13 protein-coding genes are annotated in these 21,342 nt (G+C 65.5%); 7 read left to right on the top strand and 6 right to left on the bottom strand.

Going from position 1 to position 21,342, the window contains the following annotated elements; genetic code table 11:
- Nucleotides 1-32 precede the first annotated feature (32 nt).
- Together AC6RV7_RS15285 and AC6RV7_RS15280 are read left to right on the top strand one after the other, a co-directional pair.
- Complete coding sequence (locus AC6RV7_RS15285) at nucleotides 33-2,126, top strand: HAD-IIB family hydrolase (RefSeq protein ID WP_500094886.1); 2,094 nt, start codon at nucleotides 33-35, stop codon at nucleotides 2,124-2,126.
- Nucleotides 2,119-3,045 (top strand): PfkB family carbohydrate kinase, encoded by a 927-nt coding sequence (locus tag AC6RV7_RS15280; protein WP_500094885.1) that lies wholly within the window; start codon nucleotides 2,119-2,121, stop codon nucleotides 3,043-3,045. Before AC6RV7_RS15285 ends, AC6RV7_RS15280 begins: the two co-directional genes overlap by 8 nt.
- Here the strand turns inward: AC6RV7_RS15280 and AC6RV7_RS15275 are convergent, their stop codons facing one another.
- From AC6RV7_RS15275 to AC6RV7_RS15265, 3 genes are all read right to left on the bottom strand, one after another.
- Nucleotides 3,046-4,440 carry an ATP-binding protein gene (locus AC6RV7_RS15275; RefSeq protein WP_500094884.1) on the bottom strand — a complete coding sequence of 465 codons (1,395 nt, stop codon included), beginning with the start codon at nucleotides 4,438-4,440 and terminating at the stop codon, nucleotides 3,046-3,048.
- Nucleotides 4,437-5,147 (bottom strand): response regulator transcription factor, encoded by a 711-nt coding sequence (locus tag AC6RV7_RS15270; protein ID WP_500094883.1) that lies wholly within the window; start codon nucleotides 5,145-5,147, stop codon nucleotides 4,437-4,439. The genes AC6RV7_RS15275 and AC6RV7_RS15270 overlap by 4 nt, the downstream gene beginning before the upstream one ends.
- 82 nt (nucleotides 5,148-5,229) lie before the next feature.
- Nucleotides 5,230-6,801 carry a hypothetical protein gene (locus tag AC6RV7_RS15265; protein ID WP_500094882.1) on the bottom strand — a complete coding sequence of 524 codons (1,572 nt, stop codon included), beginning with the start codon at nucleotides 6,799-6,801 and terminating at the stop codon, nucleotides 5,230-5,232.
- Nucleotides 6,802-7,094: 293 nt separating this feature from the next.
- Here AC6RV7_RS15265 and AC6RV7_RS15260 point away from each other — a divergent pair, with 293 nt between their 5' ends.
- From AC6RV7_RS15260 to AC6RV7_RS15245, 4 genes are all read left to right on the top strand, one after another.
- Nucleotides 7,095-8,381, top strand: coding sequence for a WcaI family glycosyltransferase (locus tag AC6RV7_RS15260; protein WP_500094881.1), 1,287 nt, complete (start codon nucleotides 7,095-7,097; stop codon nucleotides 8,379-8,381).
- 20 nt (nucleotides 8,382-8,401) lie between these two features.
- Entirely contained in the window at nucleotides 8,402-10,027 is a 1,626-nt protein-coding gene (locus tag AC6RV7_RS15255; protein WP_500094880.1) for an exosortase/archaeosortase family protein, read from the top strand.
- Nucleotides 10,024-12,621, top strand: coding sequence for a tetratricopeptide repeat protein (locus AC6RV7_RS15250; protein WP_500094879.1), 2,598 nt, complete (start codon nucleotides 10,024-10,026; stop codon nucleotides 12,619-12,621). Before AC6RV7_RS15255 ends, AC6RV7_RS15250 begins: the two co-directional genes overlap by 4 nt.
- Before the next feature lie 265 nt (nucleotides 12,622-12,886).
- Nucleotides 12,887-14,998, top strand: coding sequence for a hypothetical protein (locus AC6RV7_RS15245; protein ID WP_500094878.1), 2,112 nt, complete (start codon nucleotides 12,887-12,889; stop codon nucleotides 14,996-14,998).
- Between the two features lie 61 nt (nucleotides 14,999-15,059).
- Here AC6RV7_RS15245 and AC6RV7_RS15240 read toward each other — a convergent pair whose 3' ends face one another.
- The 3 genes from AC6RV7_RS15240 to AC6RV7_RS15230 form a co-directional block, all read right to left on the bottom strand.
- Complete coding sequence (locus AC6RV7_RS15240) at nucleotides 15,060-15,965, bottom strand: glycosyltransferase family 2 protein (protein ID WP_500094877.1); 906 nt, start codon at nucleotides 15,963-15,965, stop codon at nucleotides 15,060-15,062.
- A 41-nt stretch (nucleotides 15,966-16,006) separates the two neighbouring features.
- Complete coding sequence (locus AC6RV7_RS15235) at nucleotides 16,007-17,797, bottom strand: asparagine synthase-related protein (RefSeq protein ID WP_500094876.1); 1,791 nt, start codon at nucleotides 17,795-17,797, stop codon at nucleotides 16,007-16,009.
- A gap of 109 nt (nucleotides 17,798-17,906) precedes the next feature.
- Nucleotides 17,907-18,599: a choice-of-anchor K domain-containing protein gene (locus AC6RV7_RS15230; protein ID WP_500094875.1), complete on the bottom strand. Its 693-nt coding sequence runs from the start codon at nucleotides 18,597-18,599 to the stop codon at nucleotides 17,907-17,909.
- 317 nt (nucleotides 18,600-18,916) lie between these two features.
- On the opposite strand from AC6RV7_RS15230, the gene AC6RV7_RS15225 reads away from it, so the two are divergent.
- Entirely contained in the window at nucleotides 18,917-21,337 is a 2,421-nt protein-coding gene (locus AC6RV7_RS15225) for a hypothetical protein (protein ID WP_500094874.1), read from the top strand.
- Nucleotides 21,338-21,342 lie beyond the last annotated feature (5 nt).

Genomic DNA, 21,342 nt, shown 5'->3' with positions numbered 1-21,342 from the left:
GTGCAACGCGCGTCGGTGGTAATAGTGCGCGCATGTCCACCGAAGGCACCGCCGCCATCCGCCTCTTTTCCTCCGATCTCGACGGCACACTCCTGGGCAATCCCGAATCCACGGAACGTTTCAAGCAGACGTGGGACCGCCTCGAGGGCCAGCGCCCTTACCTCGTCTACAACACCGGTCGCTCGGTGAAGGACGTGCGCTCCCTGGTCGCCGCGCGCAAGCTGCCCGATCCCGATTTCATCATCGGTGGCGTCGGCACCGAACTGTTCGACCCGCGGCGCCGGGCTGAGCTGGCGGACTTCGGCTCCCAATTCGGCGAAGGTTGGGATCTGGCCATGGTGGAGGAAATCGTCAGCTCGACTCCGGGCGTCGAACGCCAGCCGCCCGAGTTCCTGCACCCCTACAAATCGAGCTGGTATTGGCATCACGCCAGTCGCGAGAACATCGCGGAATTGCAGCGCCGGCTGCAGGAGGCGGGACTGCAGGTCTCGGTCGTGTATTCAAGTTTGCGAGACCTGGACGTGCTCCCGGCCCGCGCCACGAAGGGCAATGCCCTGATGTGGCTTTGCGCGCGACTTGGCATCCCGCTCGACCAGGTGGTCGTGGCCGGCGACACCGGCAACGACAGCAGCATGTTTCTCGTTCCGGGGGTAAAAGGCATCGCGGTCGAGAACGCACAGCCCGAGCTCTTCGAGGCGGTCGTGCACCTGCCGGTGCTGGTCACGCGCCAGATCATGGCCGACGGCGTGCTCGAGGGACTGCAGCACTACGGGGTCATTCCCGAGGCCCCGCCGCCGCGCAGCCTCCCGCCGCGCGACCGGGCCGCCGGTGCGTGGAAGGGCATGCTGTTCGGCCCGGAAGCGTTTCGCTCGCTCAGTCCCGAGGATCGCGAACTGATCGCGACCGGCTACGAGCACGCGCTTGTGGCACTGCGTAAAAACATCACGCCGCTTGGCTTCTCGGCCTGTTCGCTGGCGGACAACGTGGTCGTCGGGACCGACGTCAATTACCGCAGCATCTGGGCGCGCGACGGTTGTTTCACGATCGTGCAGACGATCGAGATGGACGATCCCGACATCCGCGAAGCGCAGCTCCGGACCTTGCAGACATTGATCAACGCCGTCAGCCCCACCGGGCAGGTGCCGGCCAATGTCCGGATCGAAACGCTCCAGCCCGAATACTCCGGCATCGGCGGCATCTGCTCCATCGACAGCGGCCTCTGGCTGATCATCGCGGTCTATCATTATGTGACGCAAACCGGCGATATGAACTTCCTCACGGAGAATTCCGGCCGGCTGCAGCGGATCATGGACTGGCTGTCGGCGCACGACAGCAACACCGATGGTCTGATCGAAGTGCCGGAAGCCGGCGACTGGACCGACTTGTTCGGACGCAGCTATCACGTGCTCTACGACGAGGTGCTCTGGTATCGCGCCAACGTCTGCTTCGGCCGACTGCTCGAATACCAGCGCGATTTTCCCCGCGCGGCGGACTACCTCCGCTGGTCGCAATACATTGCCGGCAAGATCAAGGTCGCGTTCTGGCCGACCACGCGCGTCGACGGCAATCACACGAGCACCTTTGCGGACCGGCAGACCTCGCTCGGCGATTCTCAGTATCTTTTGGCCGAGATCACGCCGTTCAGCTTCAACTGGCGCTGCGACGTCCTCGGCAACGTCCTCGCGTTTCTCACCAACGTGATCGACGTCGAACGCGCCCGCACCGCGTTTCGCTTCATGTGGGGCGTCGGCGTGAACGATCCGTTTCCGGTCGCGAATCTCTATCCCGCGGTGCAATCCGGCGATCCCGACTGGCGTGCGTATTACACGGTCAACTTGCTCAACCTGCCGCATCATTACCACAACGGCGGCATCTGGCCGTTCATCGGCGGCATGTGGGTGCGTTTCGTGCACCGGCTCGGCCTGCACGACATCGCGCGCAACGAGCTCGTGAAGCTCGCGCGGGTGAACCAGCTCGGGAAAAACCACACGTGGGAGTTCAACGAGTGGGTGCACGGCGTCACCGGCCGCCCCATGGGCAAGGCCTATCAGGCCTGGTCGGCCGCCGCCTACCTGCGCGCGTGCCAGGAACTGCACGTCGGCCCGGATTCGATTCGCGATGAGTAAGGGAGCGGCGAACTCTCGCACCGCGAAGTCGAAGCCGGTCGTTGCCTGCTTCGGCGAGGTGCTGTGGGATTGCCTGCCGCGCGGGCTGTTTCTCGGCGGGGCGCCGATCAACGCCGCGTATCATCTCGCCCGGCAGGGACTGCGGGTGGTGCCCGTCACCGCCGTGGGCGCGGATTTCCTCGGCGAAGAGGCGCTGCGCCGCGTCGCGAACGGGGGCGTGGACACGCGCTTCATCGCGCGCTTGCGGGATCGTCCCACGGGGACCGTGCGCGCGGCGCTCGACGACGCCGGCGTGGCCCGCTACGAGATCGCCCGCCGTGTCGCGTGGGATCGGATACCGGTCACGCCGCGGCTGCGGCGACTTTCTCCCGCACCGGCTGCGATCGTGCATGGCACGCTGGCGTTGCGGGAGCCCGCGAACCGCGCCGCGCTGGACGCGCTTTTCGCTGCGTGGCCCGATGCGCTGCGCGTCGTGGATCTCAATTTTCGTCCGCCGTTCGACACGCCGGCGGTGACGAACCGGGTGCTGCGTTCCGCCCAGTTGCTCAAGCTCAACGACGAGGAACTCGCGCGCCTCGCGCAACGTCCGCGGCTGCGTCCCGCCGAGCTGGCCCGCGCTGCCCGGGACATCGGCGAACGTTACGGCCTCGCACGCATCTGCGTGACCGCCGGTGCCCGCGGTGCCGGGCTGTTATGGGACGGCGCCTGGTTTTGGGAGAAGGCGCGGCCGATCGAGGTGCGCGATACCGTCGGAGCGGGAGATGCCTTTCTCGGCGGCCTGCTGGGCGCACTGCTCGCCCGAGAGGCCACGCCGGCGATCGCGTTACGCCAGGCCTGCCGCTTGGGCGAATTCGTCGCCAGCCAGGACGGCGCGACGCCCGACTACGACATTTCCAAGGTGCTCGCCGGAACCGCCTGATCAGGAGCGGGGGAGGATCAGCCGGAAGATGCTGCCGCGCGGCACGGCCGGCGCGTATTCGAGCGATCCGCCCAACAAACGCATGTAGGCGTGGGTGATCGCCAAACCGAGACCGAAGCCGCCGTCGCGGCGGCTGCGTCCGCTGTCGACGCGATAGAACCGGTCGGTGATGCGCTCGCGTTGCTCCGCGGGAATGCCCGGGCCTTCATCGCTCACGCTGACGACGCAGCGGTTGGGCTGGCTTTCGATCGTGACGCGGATCGTCGACTGCTCCGGAGAATATTTGATGGCGTTGTCGACCAGGTTCTGCAGCGCCTGGCGGAAGATGACGGGATCCGTCGCGAGCGTGCAGCGGTCCGATACGAACGCGATCTGCTGCCCCTTGGCCTCGGCAAGCACGCCGAGTTCGCCGAGGCAGCGGCTGACGCAATCGTCGAGATCCACCGGCTGGAAGCGCACGTTCTGCGCCCCCGCGCTCGCGAGTTCGAGCAGCCGCTGAATCAATAACTGCAGGCGCTCCGACTCCTCCAGCATGCTCGCGATGATCTCGCGATATTCGTTGAGCGTCCGGCTGCGTCGCAGTCCGACTTCGCCGACACTACGCAAGGTTGTCAGCGGCGTGCGCAGCTCGTGCGACGCGTCGGCGACAAAACGGTCGAGCGCGATGAACGAGTTCTCCAATCGCTCGAGGGTGACGTTGAACACCGTCGCGAGCTGCCCGAGTTCGTCGTTCGGATTGTCGACGGTCAGGCGGCGGCTCAGATCCTCCGCGGTGATACGACGCGCCTGTTCGACCATTTGATCGAGCGGTTTCAGCCAGCGGCGCGTGATCGCGTAGCCGCCGAACACCAGCAGCGCGATCACGGCGGGCAAGGCGAGTACGATGATCAGGAGCAGCGCGCGCAGCGCATCCGCCACCCGTTCGTGGATGCGCATGACGCGGATCATCCACGGGCGATCGGCGGGACCGGCGAACGGCACGGAGAGCACCCGCAGCTGCAGGTCCGAGGCGACGTTGAAGATCGACACCGTCTCGCGGTTTTTCGCCGGTGCGGCCGGCAGCCTTTCGAAGCGGCTCTCGTCGAGATGCCAGAAACGCATGACGAGTTCGCCGTGTTCGTCCCAGAGTTCGAACCAGGGGATCGCGCGGGTTTCGGCCCTGTCGCTCTCGAGCGACGCACCATCCCACCGGACGTCGCCGTTCGGGGCGATGGTCAGGTGTTGTTGAATCGCGGCGAGGTCCGAGCGGAGTTGCTCGTCGAGCGGCTGGGCGACGCGGCGCGCGACGAAAAAGTAGAGCGTCGTGCTGAACGCCGATAAAAGCAGCACGCCGCCGAGCGCATACCAGGTGGCGAGGCGGAAACGCAGCGTGCGCTGCCGCCACCAGTGTCTCACTCTTCCTCCTTGCCCAGCCGGTAGCCGCGGCCGCGCAGCGTGTGGATGAGCTTTTGCGAGCCTTCAAAATCGACCTTCTTGCGCAGCCGCATGATCTGTACGTCGATCACGTTATCGAGCGAGGTGAAGCGATGGCTCTGCTTCCATACATCGCGCTCGAGCATCTCCCGCGTCACGATCTGGCCCTGATAGCGCAGGAGGTATTCGAGGATATCCACCTCGCGCGGCGTGAGCGCAATCGGCTGGTTCCCGCGCATCGCGATCCGTGCGCGCGTGTCGAGCTGCAGATCCTCGCAGCGCAGGAACTGGTCGCTGCTCAGGATCGGGCGGCGCAGCAGCGCGCGGCAGCGCGCCACCAGTTCGGCAAACGCAAACGGCTTCGCAAGGTAGTCATCGGCGCCGCTTTCCAGTCCGGTCACTCGATCCGCGACGCTGTCGCGGGCCGTCAACACGAGAACGGGCGTGTGATTACCGCGCTGCCGGATGTGCCGCAGCACGCTCAAGCCGTCGCGATCCGGCAGCATGCGATCGAGCACGATGAGATCGCACGCCTGCGCCTCCAGCAGAGACATGGCTTCGGCTCCGCTCGCGGCGACCGTCACCGACCAGCCCTCAAGCTCGAGTCCTTCTGCGATCGACGCGCGCGTTTTCCCTTCGTCCTCGACGATCAGGACGCGGGCGAGAGAGCTGGAAACATTGGATGACAAGAGGGGACAGGGCTCTGAACTCACGGATTTGCTCACAGCCTGCGAGCGCGCGATGCCGCTTCAAGTTCTCTGTTCGCCGCCCTCAGTCGGCCTGCACGTGATTTTCCTCCAGCACCAAGCGGCCCGGCGGTGCGGCGGGAAACACCTGCGTCGCTTTTTCCGTTTCGATCCGGTTGCCGCGAAGTATCACCTGACCGCCGCTCCCGTGCTTCTGCGAGTGGATGTCCGACACCGCGTCGAAAATGGCGCGCACGCCGCGGGCCTTGATCCGATTGCCCTCGAGGCGCAGATCGCCGCAGGAACCGCCGACGATCGCCACATTCTGCAGCGCCGGCGTGCCGGTGACGTCGAAGTCGGAATCGACGACCGTGCACGCGAAGTTGAATTCCGTGAACGCGACGTTCGTATCGCGAAACCGGCACGCGATGAATTCCACGTCGCCGAACGAACGGGCGAACTGCATCCCCACGGCCGGACGTGCGATCACTTCGCAGCGGTCGAAACGCGCGAAACGTCCGCCGTCGCCATCGATCGTGAGCCCGCCCGTGAAACCGCCCTCGCGGAGATCGCGGATGAACACGCAGTCCGCAAACGCGACCTCGTAGCTGTTGGAAATGTTCACGGCTTTGCGGCGTCCGACGATCGTCAGATTCTCGCAACGGAAATCGCGGGTGCTGCGCGTGAGCTTTAGAATGGTGCGTGACTTCGCGATCTTCTCCCCGGCCGGGATGACGGTGCCCCGCGGGGCGTTGGCGCGTCCGCGGTTCTGCAGGATCAGCGTGTCGCGCCAGGCTTTTCTCACCCGAAAGATATTCTCGCCGATGGTCACGACACACCGTTCCGGCGGCGTGAAAAAGCCTTCGCCGGTGCGGATCTTCACGTCGACCTCGCCGTTCGGCTTCGGCAGCTGGAAGGCTTCGGCGACCTCGGCCGCCCAGTTGACGCTCGCGAGGGTGTAGTCCCGCGCCAGCGCATGTTTCAGACGCAGGATGCCGCCGGATTCCACGGCTTCGACTTCGTTGAACTCGCCGTAGTCCTGGTCGAAACGGTTGGCGCCGTTGCGGACAAAAACGAGCTCGCCGGGCTTGAACTCGTCCGTCCATTCGGCCCGCGTCAACCGGATCCGGCGATCGCCGGCGCGACCGCTGTCACCGGAAAACGGATACTCCCGGTTTGCACCCTCCCGCCAGCCGGCGTGGCGGTAGGGCGCGACGCTCAGGCCGTCGTCAATTCCGGGCGCGGTGGAAAGGGTGGTGCGGTCGGCGCCATCGCCGGTGAGCCGGACGTGGCTGCGCCAGATCCGCCACGGATATCGGCCGCTCACGTAGTGGCCCGCAGGGAAGTGGATCGTCCCGCCCTCGGGCGGGAGCGATTCCTTCGCGAGGACGAACGCGACCTCGTCTACGCTCCAGTCGGTCGAATCGACGAAGGGGAATTGTTTTTGCAGCGCCCGCAGGTTGCGGAACCGCCCCGCCTCGATCCATTCGCTCACGCGGTGAAGTTGTCCATCGCCGACGGCCCCGAAGCGGCGCACGTCGGAAATGACGCCGTCCGCGGCGCGGCCCGCAGTGGCAACTGCAAGCAGCAGGCAAAGCGGCACGGTCCGCCGCAGGAGAGGCGCGAACGAAGCTGGCACGACGCGACCATTGAGCATCGGCGGACGGCTGAAGTTCCAATGCGGCGGGGCCGGAAGAACAGATGTTCCGCGCTGTGGGCGAAAATCAGACAATCCCCGACAATCGGCATCGGTGATTCGCGAGGCGGGCGCTCAGGGGGCGCCGCGTTTTCGGAGCGGAAGCCGCCCGATTCCGAGGTGACGCGTTCATCGCTAACGTAGCGGTGACTTAATCCGCGAAGCGGTCGTCGTCGGGCGACCGCGCGCTTCGGTGTCGCGCTCCGGACACGAAGTTCCGCGGGAAGCCATCAACACCAGCTCCTCCACTCCACATGAAAATTGTCCTTTGGGGCATCAACTATCACCCGGAAGCCACGGGCATCGCGCCCTACAACACGGAGCTCGCGGAATATCTTTCGCGCGCCGATCACGATGTCACCGTCGTGACGGGTTTCCCGTATTATCCGCACTGGCGGAAGGAGCCGGGAGACCGCGGCCGGCTTTACCGGACCGAAACGATCAACGGCGTGCGTGTGGTTCGCTGCGCGCAATATGTGCCGGGCCGCGCGACGACGCTGCGGCGGATTTTTCACGAGCTGAGCTTCGGCCTCAGTTCGCTGCTGCGCGTGCTGTTCCTGTCGCGCGCGGACGTTTACTTTGTCGTCAGCCCGCCGTTGGTGCTGGGATTTTTCGCGTGGATCGCGACGCGGCTGAAGCGCAGTCGCTATGTGTTTCACGTGCAGGACCTGCAACCCGGGGCCGCGGTGGGACTCGGGATGGTGAAGAGCCGGGGCTTTATCCGCGTGCTCTTCGCGCTCGAACGCTTCGCCTACGATCACGCGGCGGCGGTGTCGGGCATCTCCGACGGCATGATGAGCGAGTTTCAGCGCAAGGGCGTGCCGGACCGCCGCCGGATCTATTTCCCGAACTGGCTGCGGAATTCGGGCGGTGCCGCGATGCCCGTCGCGGCCGGCGAGTTTCGCCGCAAGTTCGGCGTGCGGGAGGACGATCTGCTCGCGGTCTATTCGGGCAATCTGGGAAAGAAGCAGGGCATCGACATCCTGCTCGAAGCGGCCCGGCAGCTCATGCTCGGCGATCGCTTCGCCCGGCGCGTCGCGCTCGTGATCGCGGGCGCCGGCGCGGAGCGCGAGGCGCTGGCCGAGCGGGCTCGGAAGCTCGCGCTGCCGAATCTGCACCTGCTGCCGCTGCTGAGCGACGCCGACTACGCCTCGATGCTGGCCGACACCGATGTGGGTTTGATCACGCAGGCGAGCGGCACGGGAGAGTTTTTCTTTCCCAGTAAACTGTTGTCGCTGCTGCAGGCGAAAGTGCCGGTGGTCACCGTGGCGGACGACGCGAGCGAACTGGCCCGCGCCGTCGCCGACGGCGGTTTCGGCGCCAACGTCGCGCCGGGCGATGCGGTCGCACTCGCGGGTGCGCTGGCCAGCCTCAACCGGGATCGCAGCGTGCTGGCCGCGTGGCGTGAACGCACGCGGTGGGTGAATCAGTTCAGTCCCGCGGCGGTGCTGCCGCAGTTCGCGCGCCAGCTCGAACTCGTTGCCGGTGAAGCGTCGGGAGTGTCCGAAATCGTCGGACAGCACGAACCTTCGCGACTTTAAGGCGTCAGTAGGGCCTGCCTATGGATGCTGCCTCCAGCCTGCGCTCAACGAGTGTCTCTCTCGAAACCGACCGCCCCCTTCACGCTGCCACCCGGCGCGCGTGGTGGGCGGGCTTCGCGCTTTTGGCCGTGGCGTGGCTGCTGGTGTGGAACCAGCAGCGCCTCGAATGGAGTGTAAACCCGACCTACGCTTACGGCTGGGCGGTCCCGTTTCTCGCCGGTTATCTCGTCTATGAGCGCTGGCGCACGCGGCCGGCGGCGTGCCGGCCGACGCGTTCCTGGGCCTGGCTCGCGATTCCGGCGCTATTGCTCCTCGCGTATCTGCCGATCCGCGTCGTGCAGGAGGCGAATCCCGACTGGGTGAAGATCAACTGGCTGATGACCGGCCTAGTGATCGGATTGTCGTTCTCCGCCGTGTTCTCGCTCAGTGGCTGGCGCGGCGCGTTGTTCTGCGCGTTTCCAATTCTGTTCTGCATGACCGCGCTGCCGTGGCCGGTGTGGATGGAGGACAATGCGACGAAGTGGCTGATGAGCTGGAATGCCAACGCCTGCGCGGAGGTGCTGACGTTGAGCGGCATGCCCGCGCTGACGAAGGGCAACCTGATTCTCGTCGGCACGTCGTGGGTCAACGTGGAGGAGGCCTGCAGCGGCGTGCGGTCGCTCCAGACCGCGTTCATGGTGTCGCTTTTCTTCGGCGAGTTTTACCGGTTCGGCTGGCTGGCGCGCGGCGCCTTGCTGCTGAGTTCGTTTGCGGTCGCGTTCGGCTTGAACTTTGCGCGGACCGTCACGTTGGCGGCGTTGAGCGGGGTCGGTGGCAATGCGCTCTCGGAAAAATGGCACGACACCGTGGGCAACGTCGCGATGGTGCTTTGCCTCGTTTCGCTTTGGCTCCTGGCGGAGCTGTTTCAGCGCTGGCGGCGTCAGCCGGCGGACGTGCAGCCCACGACTGCGCCCGCCCCACGTCGCGGTCCGTTTCCGTTCTGGTTCGCCCTCGCTGGCCTGGCGTGGCTCGGCACGGCGGAGGCGGCGACGCAGGGTTGGTATGCGTATCACGAACGCCAGTTCGCGAAGCCGGTCGCCTGGGACATCCGCTGGCCACGCGAGGCGGCGCAATTCCGCCAGGACGAACTCGGCGAGCGCTCGCGCGCGCTGCTGAAATACAACGAGGGAAAGATCTCCTCGTGGCGCAGCAGCGACGGTTCGTTGTGGCAGATGTATTATCTCCGCTGGCTGCCGGGACGCGTTTCGAAGTTTCTTGCCGGCGGACATTATCCGACCGTTTGCCTGCCGGCGAGCGGCCTGCAACTGGTCGCGGAGACCGGCCCCTTCGTTTGCCGCGTCGGAGATCTCACGCTGCCGTTCGTCACTTACCTGTTCAACGACGGCGGCCGCGACGTGTATGTGTTCCATGCGATTCTCGAAGACAACCAGGCGAGCTATGACGGCCGCGTCGTTTACCGGCAGGCCAACTCGACCGAACGCATTCGCTCGGTGCTGCGCGGCGAGCGCAATCTCGGGCAGCGCGTGATCGGCATCGCCATCACCGGTCCGCTCGACGGAGCGGAAGCGCGCGACCAGCTCGAGTCGACGCTGCAGGGCATCATCACCACGGACGGGACGCCTCCGGCGTCCGCTCATCGCTCATGAAACTTGGAACGAAATCTCCCGCGCGCCGCTGGCTGATCGTGCTGGTCGTCCTCGGGATCGGCCTGCCCGGCGGCTACTACGTCGCTCGCTATCACGCGTGGCCCGCCTACAAGGGCTGGCGCGAAGCCAAGCTGGCCCGCATGACCGAGAGTTACATGGCGTCGGGCGATTACGACAACGCCCTGCTCACGGCGCGGCAGGCGCTGCGCGACAATCAGCGCAGCCTCTCGCATTGGAAACTCGCGGCGGCTGCGGCGAAGGCGAAGGACACGCCGGAATCGATCTATTACCAACGCAACGTGCTGCGGCTCGAGGATCGGTTGGAGAACCGGTTGGAGTTGATCCGCCTCGCTCTCCAATACGGCGATTATCGCGACGCGATCGATGCCATCGAAGGCGCCGACGACGACGCCAAGCGGAGTGTGCCGTTTCACCAGCTCGCCGCGCAGACCTACCTGGGCGCGGGTCGTCCGGTGGCCGCGAAACTTCACCTTTATTCGCTCGTGAGCCTCGATCCCAACAACGAGGACGCGCGACTCGACCTGGCCGAAATCGAACTCGCCGAGGACCCCGAGGGCCGCGAACCGGAAGTCCGTGCCGAGCTCAAGACGCTCGCCGGGCGTCCGGCTTTGCGCGTGCGCGCGCTGAGCCTGCTCCTGCGCGATGCGCTCGAGCGGAAGGACGATGCCGCGGCGGTCGCGCTGGCGAACGAACTGCGCGAAGACCGCACGCTGAACGGCGAGCAGCAGGTGCTGGTGCTGTCGGGACTCGCGCGTGGCGACAGCGACCGGGCCGAGGCCTATCGCAACCGGCTGCAGACGGAGTTTGCCAACGACCCGCGCGCGGTGGTGGCGCTGATCGGTTACTACCGCGACACCGGGCTCGCGCAGGAAGCGCGCAAGTGGTTCGACTCGCTGCCGCGCGAAGTCCGGGAGGACGTCGCCGTCCAGGAGGCGATCGCCCGAGCGTTTCTCGAATGGAAGGAGTGGGCGCGCCTCGATGCCGCGACCTCCGGGACGCCGTGGAAGAACCGCGAATTCATGCGGCAGGCGTTCACGGCGTATTCGGCGCGAAAAACCGGCCGGCTGGCGGACGCGGGCAACGCCTGGCGGCTCGCGGTGCTCCAGGCCGGCGACAGCCCGCGCCAGATTTCGGAACTGCTGGCTCTCGTGGCGAAGTGGGGCTGGCAATCCGAGCAATACGACCTCGTGTGGAAACTCTTCGCGCTGATGCCGCGCAACGAATCCATCAGCCGCCAGCTGATCGCATGGGAGCGGCATCAGGGACGCACCGCCAATCTCAATCGCATCTTCGTGCGGCTGGCGGAGTTTTCCTCCGACGACCCGATGGTGCGCAACAACGTCGCCTACACGAGCCTGTTGCTCGATTCGAATCTGTCCAAGGCCTACGAATACGCCCAGACCAACTACCGGAGCGATCCGGAGAATCCTTTCTTCGTCACGACCCAGGCCTTCGCGCTTTACAAGCAGAACAAGCCGAAGGACGCGCTCGCGCTCCTCGAGACCCTGCGACCGGCGGCGCTGGCGACGCCCGAACGCACGATGTTCCGGGCGTTGTTCCGGGTCGGCGCCGGCGATCCGGCCGGTGCCGCCGATCTGCTCGCGGGATTGCGCACGACCAATTTCCTGCCCGAGGAACGGCGCCTGGTGGCGCGCACCACCGAGGAGATCGCGCGCGTCGACCGCGAACGCGGTGAAGACCTCCGCCTGGTCGCGCTCAAAAACAGCGGCGAAGTGGATCGCAGCAAAGGCTGGCTGCACAGTTTGCCCGAAGAAGTCCGCCGGACGGCCACCGTCGACATGCAGACCGCGGATGCGCTGTTTGCGGTCGGAGATATCAAAGGGCTCGGCGCGCAACTGCGGAAGGGCGCGTGGGGCGATCACGAACATCTGCGACTCGCGCTGGTGGCCTACGTCTCCCGCTCGCGAGCGGACGAAAGCACGGCACGGTCCTATTGGCGGACGGCGCTCGGCACCGCCTCCGGCGACCGCAGCCGGTTGGAGCAGCTCGAGACGCTGGCGCGGCGGTGGGAGTGGCCGGCGGAGCGCGCCGAGGCGCTCGCGCGGCTCTATGAAAACAATCCCGCGGACACCGAGGCGTTTGCGCAGCTGATGAGTTATTACCGTTCCGCCGGGCGGACGGCCGAGTTGGTGTCCGTGCTTCGCGCCTATCTGTCCGCTCACCCCGACGACGAGAACCAGCGCGCCGGCTTCGCGTATTACAGCATGCTCAGCGGCTTGAACATCACGCGCGCCTATGTCGCGGCCCAGGAGGCGTATCGCGCGGCGCCGAACGAGCCCACGCGCCAGCTGGTTTACGCCTTCTCGCTTTGGAAGCAGCGGCGCGCGGGTGAAGCGTGGGATATCCTCGAGGACCTGCGAGGTGACGACGGGCAGCTCGTGCCTGCGTCGCTGTTGCGAGCGGCCGTGCTCGCGGATCTGCGCCGTCGCGACGAAGCGGCAAAAGCGCTGCAGACCTTCCGCGCGGAAGGTGCGCTTCCCGAGGAGGCGAGCATCGCGACCTTGGTCGCGAGCAAGTTGCGCGAGCTCGACGGCGTGTCGCGTCTGAACTGACGAGCACCTAAAGCGCGAACAAAGGGAGCGGGCTGCGGCCCGCTCTTTTTTTGTGCGCACCTGGATTATCGGGGATTTTACTATTCCGATTATCCAGAATGTTAACCCACTGTGAATACAGGGATGTTCCTAGGTTCTTGATTGAAGAGTTCCGTCGTGTGCCGACACAACGAGGGCACGCGCCAGCGTGTGTTCACGCCACAGCGGGATGGGCGGGGGCGCGTGTGCGGGGCCAAGCGGCTCCGCAACCTCAACGTCATCAAGAATGCTAAAGAAAGTTCTGCTCCTCGTCACGGCGCTCCTTGGGCTCGCAACAGCCGCCAGCGCCCAAGAAAATTTTGTCGGCGCTTTTGCCGAACCTCGCGATGGAGGAAACCTCGATACGAAGTATTCGAGCTTCGACGGCGCCATCGTGACCATCGTGCCGCGCGCACACGCGAGCGAGGCGCTTGGCGGGGCGACCCGCTGGCGCAACGTGCTTTTCGCGATTCGCGGCATGAAGGGAAAGTCGCCGGTCTTTCGTCTGCCCCTCACCTCACCGGGGAGCGGCAAAATGATCCTCCAGGGCGACTCGATTTCCTTTCAACAGCTGAAGCCGGTGTGGAGCTACGAGCCGAACGCGGTGAAGTGGAACGAATTCGACACCTACGCGCGCTCCGGTTCGGGATCCTCCACCTGGAAGGTCGAGGCCCGCAACGCGGCGTCGTTCACCGAGGACGTCGTGTATGTGAGCATCAATGAGCATTTCCCCGTCGGCGATTTCTATGAATGGATCGAAGCCGACGTGCTGACGCATCCGTGGGTCAGGCCGACGCCGAGCGAGAGCGCGGCGGGCTCGTTCCTGATTGGCTACCAGTCCGGCGCCCCGGCGGGCGCGGCGTTCAGTCGCGCGATTCCCGACATGCCGCTCTACGGTTTCGTGATCAAGGATCCGGCGGCGAGCCCCAAGAAGCTCGTGATGCTCGTCAGCGGCCAGCATCCCTACGAGGGCCAGACCAAGGTGGCGCTCCAGGCCGCGGTCGACTGGATTTTGAAGTCCGACAGCGACGAGGCGAAAGCCTACCGCGCCGAATATCTCACGGTCGTTTATCCGTTCGTGAATCCCACCGGCGAACTCGCCGGCCTGTGGCGCGGCACGGCCTACGGCCCCAGCAAGGACACCAATCGCAACTGGCACACCTCGGAAACCGTGCCGTCGCGCAACCGCGCGATCGACACCGTCATCGTGCACAAGAACGCGATGAAAAAGGACATCGCGGCGCTTGGTCTCGGCGAGCCGTATGCGATTTTCGACTACCACCAGAACTTCGGCGACAAGGCCCCGAAGCTCGATTACGTGCTGCATCCGACGTATTCCTCGTCCTCCAGCGTCGTCTCGCGCCGCGCCGTGCTCAACGAGTTCACGCCCTTCTATCAGCGGCTCAACGCCCTGACCGGGATCAGCGAAATTGGCTCCGATCTCACTTCCCAGGAAACGCTGCGCGGCTACATGACCATGCGCGGCGCCACGCTGCCGCTGACGTTCGAGCGCAGCGTCTACAACACGATCGCGAGCGAATGGGCGTTCGGCCAGGCGACGATGAAGGCGTTGGTCGATCCCGCCTTGTTGGTGCCGAGCGTCCCGGTGATCGTCGAGCCCGCGCCCGAGCCGGTGGTGGAAGACCCCACGCCGGAGGAGCCGGTCGTCGAAGCGCCGCAGGATGTGCCGACGGAAGAGCCCGTGGTTGAGGCGCCCGCCGAGCCGACCGAGCCCGCCACGCCGGTTGACCCCGAACCCGAAGTCCCGGCTCCGGCACCGGCTCCGGTCGAAAACCCGCCCGCCGCGGGACCGACGGTCGTGTTGTCCGACGGATTCTCCGCCAGTGGCGGCGTGCTCAATCGCCGCATTCCGGACGGCGTCGCTCCGACTGGCGCCGAGTGGCGGGTCGAAAGCGGACTCTTCACCCTCACCACGACCGGCGAGACGACGACGGTGATCTCAAGCCGCGCGGTAATCGAGACCGGGGTGGCGGACGCGCAAGTCGCCGCGACGGTCCGCACCGGCAGCAATCCGACCGGACTGATCCTGCGCTCAAGCAGCAGCTCCAACTACCTTCGGTTCGTGATCAGCAGCAAGGACTGGGCGCTGCAGAAAACGGCTGGCGGCAGCACCTCCACGCTCACCAGTGGAAAACAGGCGTTCGCGATGGGGGTCGATCACTTGCTCGTGGCGACGCTGAACGGAACGACCATCACGCTGACGATCGACGGCGCGGTCGTGAAGACGATCGACGTTGCATTCAACGAGAGCGCGACGCGGCATGGCTTGTTGAGCAACGGCAGCGGCGAGCGGTTTTGGGATATCTTTCAGGTGAGCAGTTTGGCCGCGAATCCATAGTCTGGCGATTCGCAGTCGATGACTCCCGGCCCGTCGCATGCGACGGGCCTCTTTTTTTTGCTCAGGGCGTGGGGGCGTTCTCCGGCACGAGTTTCGTCGCCGGGACGCTCGCCAGCTGGCGTTGCTTCCGCAACTCGGCCGCTTTCGCCACCGCGAGAAATTCGTAGACCGCGTGCAAACGCGCGAAGAGATAGCCTTCGCGTCCGTCCAGAAAGCCGGCCTGGAAAATGTAAACGTAGAGAAAGCGCAGGAGCGGCCGGCAGGGGAGGCGGCGCACCAGCCGTTTCAACATCCGGCGGAGCCGCACCGGTGCGGATTGCGGCACGTGATTGCGTGCATGATCGAGGCCCTCCTCGAGTTCCAGCCGCGCTTCCCAATTCGAATAGCGGTTGTGCTTCTCGACGAATACGTCGATCGACGCGAACGCGTAGTGATCCATTTCGCAGCGCAGCCGGCCCGTCGTGCCGTTCACGATGATGTGCTCGTGAACCTCGTTGTCGCCGCTTTCGGTGGCGCCCTGCACGAGTCGCTCGTAGCGGCCGAGCCGGTGTTTGAAGAGCCGCAGGTTCCAGTTCGGATAATACGCGTGTTTGAGCCAGCGCCCCATGAACATGAAGCGACGATTGATCCAGTAGCCCGCGTGCCCCGCGCCGTCGCGCGCGACGAGTCCGGCGATCTCTCTCTCCGCGTCGGGCGGCATCACTTCGTCGGCATCGAGAATGAGCACCCATTCATGGCGCCACGGGATGTTCTCCAACGCCCAGTTTTTTTTCTTCGGCCAGATGCCGTTGAACCGAAACTGGACGACCTCCGCGCCGTGCCGGCGCGCGATCTCCGCCGAATCGTCCGTGCTTTGCGAATCGACGACGACAATCTCGTCGGCCCAAGCGATGGAGGCGAGGCAACGGGGGAGGTTGCCCGCTTCATTGCGGATCGGGACGAGGACGGATACAGGGACTTTGGGCATGGAGGTCTTCACGGACAGCGCGAACCCGTTCTGGTGTCAGCTCATGCGCGCTGGTGGAGCCACAACATGACTCCGACTGTGTTTTTCAGCGGGGTGGAGTGAATGATCGGGTCCTCGAAGCGAGGAATCCGCGCGTCCGCCGGCGGCACCACTGCGGCGAGTTCGTCCGGCTTGAACAGCTCGCGCGCCGACGACCGCGCTTGATCGGCCAGCCGCCGCACGACACGCCAGCCCGGCCCGTTGATCTCCATCGTGCGCACATAAAAGCGCGGCTCGCGGCCGATCCGGCATTGCACATGTCGCGACCAGCGCACCAGCCGGCGCCGGAGTTGACCCCAGGGCGACAGTTTCGGGCCGAGAATCGGAAAGGTGTCGACGTAATTGCGGTCGATCTCGAGCCGCGCGAGCTCCGGGAAACGCGTGATGAGCATGTGCGTCTGCACGCGCCTTTTCTCGACCAACGAATGCGGCAGCCGGGCGGCGAGCCGGATCAGACGGCGATCGAGCGCGGGCAGCACGGGCCAGGAAAACAGCGAGAAACGCCAGGCGCACACGCCGACGGCGAAGCGGTGCCGGTGCGCGAGATTCATCCGCCATTCGCGCAAGGCGTCGGTCGGGGCGGCGTCCCGGTAAGCTTTCACCAGCTCGTTGCGGATGTCCTCGCAGGCTGCGAGCAATGCCGGCTCGGCGACGAGGCGTGCGAGTTGCTCGCGCTGGAAGCCGAGGCGTCCGATGCGCAGTTGTTCGAACGCGAGATCGCCGTCTGCGCGAGCAGTGTGCTTCGGACCGCCGATCACGGCGTCGAGCGTCAGGCCGCAGACCATGCGATCCATTTCGACCGGCGGAGGTCGCACCGAAATATTCCAGCCCATTGCCAGCGAATAGAGCCCGCCGCTGAGATTCTCCTGCCGCACGCACGACGACGCATAGCTGGCGTAGTCCGCGGGCTCGCTTTCCCAAAACGTCTGCGGCCACGCGAGGTGCTGTGCCACCTGGGTCGCGCAACGTGCATCGAGATCTTCGCGACGACCGAACGTGAGGCAGGCGGGGTGATGGCCGAGTTCGTGCACGAAACCGGCGAGCAGTCGCGAGTCCAGTCCGCCGGACAACTGCAGTCCTGGCTGACGCGCCGAGCGCAGAGCCGAACGGAGAAACGCGCGGTGCAGCGCGGACGCCTCCTCGACCGCCTCCTCCAGTGACGTCAGCGGAGCCCCGGGTTCGAGCGCGGGCGGCGACAGTTCCACCGCCGCACCACCGGGCGGACACAGCAGCACATGATCCGGACCGAGCCGCGTCACGCCCTGCAGGAGGGTCCGGCCGCCGACCATCCCGCTGGTGAGCAGCAGCGCGGCGATGCCGTGAAGATCGGTCTCGCGGCGGAACGAAGGATGACAACGGAAGAGTTCGGGACTGCTTGCGACCAGGACGACGTCCCCGGACTGCCAGTAATATATCGGGAAGATGCCGAGGACATCCGCCTCCACCCGCAACCCGTGCAACGGGTCGAACATCAGCGCCGCGTAGTATCCATTAAGTTGATGCACCGAATCCCAGGCGATGGCCTGGCGAGCCGACAACGCTGCGGCGTCCACGCTCTCTCCGTCGTCGTCATGCGGTTCGCCAAAGAGGAGGCAGGAGATGCCGGATGGACCGTGCGCGTCGTGCCGGCTGACGGGAGCGCCGGGGGCCGCGGCCCACGCGACCGCATAGTCGGATATCAGGCAGAGATCGGCCTGCATCCGCGGCAGGAAGGCGACCTGGTCGCGCGCCTGTAGTGCGGCGGCGCGGCCGCGGTCGCGATCGGAATCGCGAATCAGGATGAAGTTGGCCATGGAGGGGAGAGTTGAAGCGCGGCGGAGGACCGCTCCGGCTTGGACACAAAATGGAAAAGGCTGCTCCCAACGAATTGGAAGCAGCCCGCAAAGAACGGAATGAACTCGCTTAGGCAGCCGCCGGCGTCGTGGCGGGCTTGTTGCCGCGGAAGCGGCGATAAGCCACGAAGCCGACCAGCAACGCCGCGCCGAAAGCCGCATAGGTGGACGGCTCCGGAACCGGCGTGAACGTCACATAGACGTCGCCCTTTTGCACCCAGGTGTCCTCCGGAACCTGGAATTCCATCGGGTCGAAGTGCACGTGGAACTGCACGAGGTAGTCCGCGATCTTGACCGACGGCGGCTGGGTGAACGCGACCGAGAACTGGTCGGGGTTCGTGCCGGCATTGTTCGGCGTGTGATCGATGTGGAAGGTCATCGTCGTCAGCGCGATTTCCTGCCACTCCGGCGAGGTCAACTCGAGGCCGAGATTGAACTGCGCCGTGGGCGCACCCGAACCCAGCAACGTGCGACCGTTGGTGATCGTGAACAGCCCGACTTGGATCGGCTCGCCATAACCGACATCCGTGAAGGTGTCGTTGGAAAACTCGATCGAGGACTGGGTCGACGCGCCGTAAGGGATGCCCGTCGAGAATTTTGCCCAGCTGCCATCGGGTGCATTGCTGACCGTGGTATTAGCCTCGGCCAGATCGACAAACGTGCCCGTTGTCTTACCGCTCAGCAATAGCTGGGCGTTCGCCAACGAGCACGTCAGCGCCAGCCCACAGGCTGCCGCGAGTAATGAACGAATGCGTGTGTGCATTGTTTTCCTTGGTTGATACTGTTGATGTAACATCAAACGAACTTCGCCACCCGCCAGCGGGTAGCTGCTGTCAGGATGTTTTACAGGTTATTGATTACAAGAGGATTGGCCATCGCATTCTCCCGATTGCCTCATAGGGGAAACGAGCAATCCCGCCCTAGGAACCACCCTTGAATTAGCCGGTCGGCGGGAACATGCGCCCGCCTTTCTCATCCGCTTACGCCGCTTGGCTTTTTGCAGTTGTAGCGTTTATCCCCAACGCGGTCTGCGCAGCCAGCGGCGTTTCTCCCGCGACTGAGGGAACCTCTGATGTCTTCTTGAGTGTGGACTCCGGATACGCGACGCCGCTGGTCGCGTCGGCCGCCGAGTCCGACACCTTGCGCGTCTTCTCGGTCGAAGAAAGAACCGGCATATCGCGGAAGGGTGAGCTGGTCCGCGCGCCGGTCTTCTTTGCGGAGGGAGAGTGCCGCTCCCTGGCCGAACTCGCCGTCGTGGCCGACGACGCTCCGGGGACTCCCGTCGAGGTGCAGTTTGATGACATTCGCCGCGGACCGGATGGCGGTATCAGCCGGGTGCACGTTTGGTTCGCCACCGATCTGCCCGCGTTCGCTCACCGACGTTTCCGGCTGACCAAGCGGTCCGCCGCCGCGTCGGAGGTCGCCCGGAAGCCGACCGAAATCCGGGAGACCAAGGAGGCTTTGATCTATGCGACGGACGAGGGCGAAGTCACCTGGTCGCGTCGCAGCGGCGGATTGAAGAGCGTGCGCCGGGGCGACGCCCGCTGGACCTTCGATGGCGCGGGCCTCGGGCCGAGCGTTCTGCTTCAGGTTTCCGCGGCGAAGGAGGCGGCCGGTTTCGAGACCCGCTTCGATGGCGACTCGAAGCGCGAGGTCGCATGGGCCGCCGGCCCCTTGTTCGCGAAAATGCGTATCCGGATTGTGGATCCAAACGGCGCGGTGCTGAAGCAGGAAATGCGCGTGCCGCGTCACGGCCGCGAAGTCGTGGTCACGACCGATATCATTCCAGGTGTTCGCGCGCGAGCGGCGCTGCGCGATTACCGGGTCCTCACGGGCGAACTGGAGGGCGCGTCCGCCTCCAACCTCACCTTGACCGACATCCCCGCCGGCGTGCGGTTTGCGTTGAGGGCGGAGCAGCCGTACACCGTGAACGCCCTCACGAGCGCCGGACGACGTTCGTCGCTGCTGGCGGTGCCGCTGGTGATCGGCGGACCGAACGGACGTTTCGCGCTCGAGGGGAAACAGCTTTCGCTCCGCGGCCAGACCGCGTCGCAGCGGGGCAATGAGGGCGAGAAAGATTCGCTGCGCGGCTTCTGGAACGAAGTTCGTCTCGTGCCGATCGACACGGCCGAGCCGGAGTCGCTTTGGCGGGCCTATCGCGATCACGTGCAGCCGCTGGTGGCTGTCGTCGAGGAACCGGGTGCGTCGGTCGAGTCGTTGCATGCCGCGCTCCAGGCGATCGCGCGGGAGATGAAACCGATCGGCTGGCGGCAGGAGGCGGGCCGCGCCTGGGTGCTGGGCAGCGCCGATCGCATGCAAAAAATTCTTTCGCAGCCGCAGGTCGCCAAGGAGGCGGATCAGGAGCGGCTCGTCCGTGGGGCAGAGAACTCGCGCGCCAAGCTGACGCAGAACGGAAAACGAAAGCTGCGCGAAGACGAAAAGGGGCGCGCCTACGGGATGCTCGATCCGTATCATATCACCTATACGCAAAGCGCGGCCGCAGCCCTCGGCGTGCTTGCGGACGTGCCGGATCCGGTCCACGCCGTCGGCCTCGCTTACGCGCGCGGGGTTCGTGAGGTGGGCGGACGGGCGGACGCCACCGGATTGCCGTATATCGACTGTTTCAACCGCACGCTGAACATGCAGATGGGGCCGATGCTGTTTGGATTGACGGAAGGGAAGCGCGCCGGAGACGAGGAACTCGTTCGCTTTTACCGCGACCTCGCGACCTCGCCGCCGGTGCTCGGCGTGTTCGGACGCGGACAGCGTCCCTACACCGGCGCCGCGGCGAAAGACGCCGATCAGACCGACTATCTCTACCAGGCCATATCCGATTTTTGGTTACGAACGGCGGAATTGCTGGCAGGGGAGAATCTGCAGCTCCATCCGCTCGCCTATGGACGTTATACCGACTGCATCGACGTCACCGCCGATCTCTACCACGGCGAATGGGCGAAGGATCAGAGCGACTCGGGCGACGTGCGCGCCAACTTTTTCCGCGGCCAGGCTCACACCCACCGGTGGTTGGGCTGGTCATGCGCGCCGTTCATCCGGCTTCTACAGGCGCCCGAAGAGGAAGCGAAGGTCGGCCTGACCGAGGCGATTCGCTACGCCCAGGCGCGAAAGGGGCACTGGAAAAACTGGCCGGACCTCACGTTCTACCTGCTGGCCGATCTGTTGGTTCGCGAAGGACTGACCCGAGCGAGCCCGGTGACATTGCCCGCGCCGCCGGCGGATGTGCGCGTCCAGCGCAATGGCGCCACTGTGCAAGTTTCGTGGACTCCCGCGCCGGGCGCGGCGAGCTATCGCATCTATCGCGCGGAGAAATCGGGCGGTCCTTATCGCTGGCTCAATTCGCCCTACACGGCACCGGCGGGCGAACGCCTCACTGGCACCGGTTACCGGGACGCGAAAAGCACCGCGAACGCCGGTTATGTGGTGACAAGCGTCGACGCGAACGGCCGCGAAAGCGCCTGGCCCGATACTCCGGCGATGCGTTGATCGCG

The sequence above is a fragment of the Opitutus sp. sgz309028 genome (genome assembly GCF_059821195.1).
Note: the sequence above shows the minus strand (reverse complement) of the source record. Positions and strands in the feature narration are given on the sequence as shown.

Excerpts from the sequence above, each read along its gene's own strand:
- AC6RV7_RS15230 (WP_500094875.1), bottom strand. The coding sequence starts at position 18,599 with ATGCACACACGCATTCGTTCATTACTCGCGGCAGCCTGTGGGCTGGCG.
- AC6RV7_RS15245 (WP_500094878.1), top strand. The coding sequence starts at position 12,887 with ATGCTAAAGAAAGTTCTGCTCCTCGTCACGGCGCTCCTTGGGCTCGCA.
- AC6RV7_RS15265 (WP_500094882.1), bottom strand. The coding sequence starts at position 6,801 with ATGCTCAATGGTCGCGTCGTGCCAGCTTCGTTCGCGCCTCTCCTGCGG.
- AC6RV7_RS15240 (WP_500094877.1), bottom strand. The coding sequence starts at position 15,965 with ATGCCCAAAGTCCCTGTATCCGTCCTCGTCCCGATCCGCAATGAAGCG.
- AC6RV7_RS15235 (WP_500094876.1), bottom strand. The coding sequence starts at position 17,797 with ATGGCCAACTTCATCCTGATTCGCGATTCCGATCGCGACCGCGGCCGC.
- AC6RV7_RS15260 (WP_500094881.1), top strand. The coding sequence starts at position 7,095 with ATGAAAATTGTCCTTTGGGGCATCAACTATCACCCGGAAGCCACGGGC.
- AC6RV7_RS15285 (WP_500094886.1), top strand. The coding sequence starts at position 33 with ATGTCCACCGAAGGCACCGCCGCCATCCGCCTCTTTTCCTCCGATCTC.
- AC6RV7_RS15280 (WP_500094885.1), top strand. The coding sequence starts at position 2,119 with ATGAGTAAGGGAGCGGCGAACTCTCGCACCGCGAAGTCGAAGCCGGTC.
- AC6RV7_RS15250 (WP_500094879.1), top strand. The coding sequence starts at position 10,024 with ATGAAACTTGGAACGAAATCTCCCGCGCGCCGCTGGCTGATCGTGCTG.
- AC6RV7_RS15255 (WP_500094880.1), top strand. The coding sequence starts at position 8,402 with ATGGATGCTGCCTCCAGCCTGCGCTCAACGAGTGTCTCTCTCGAAACC.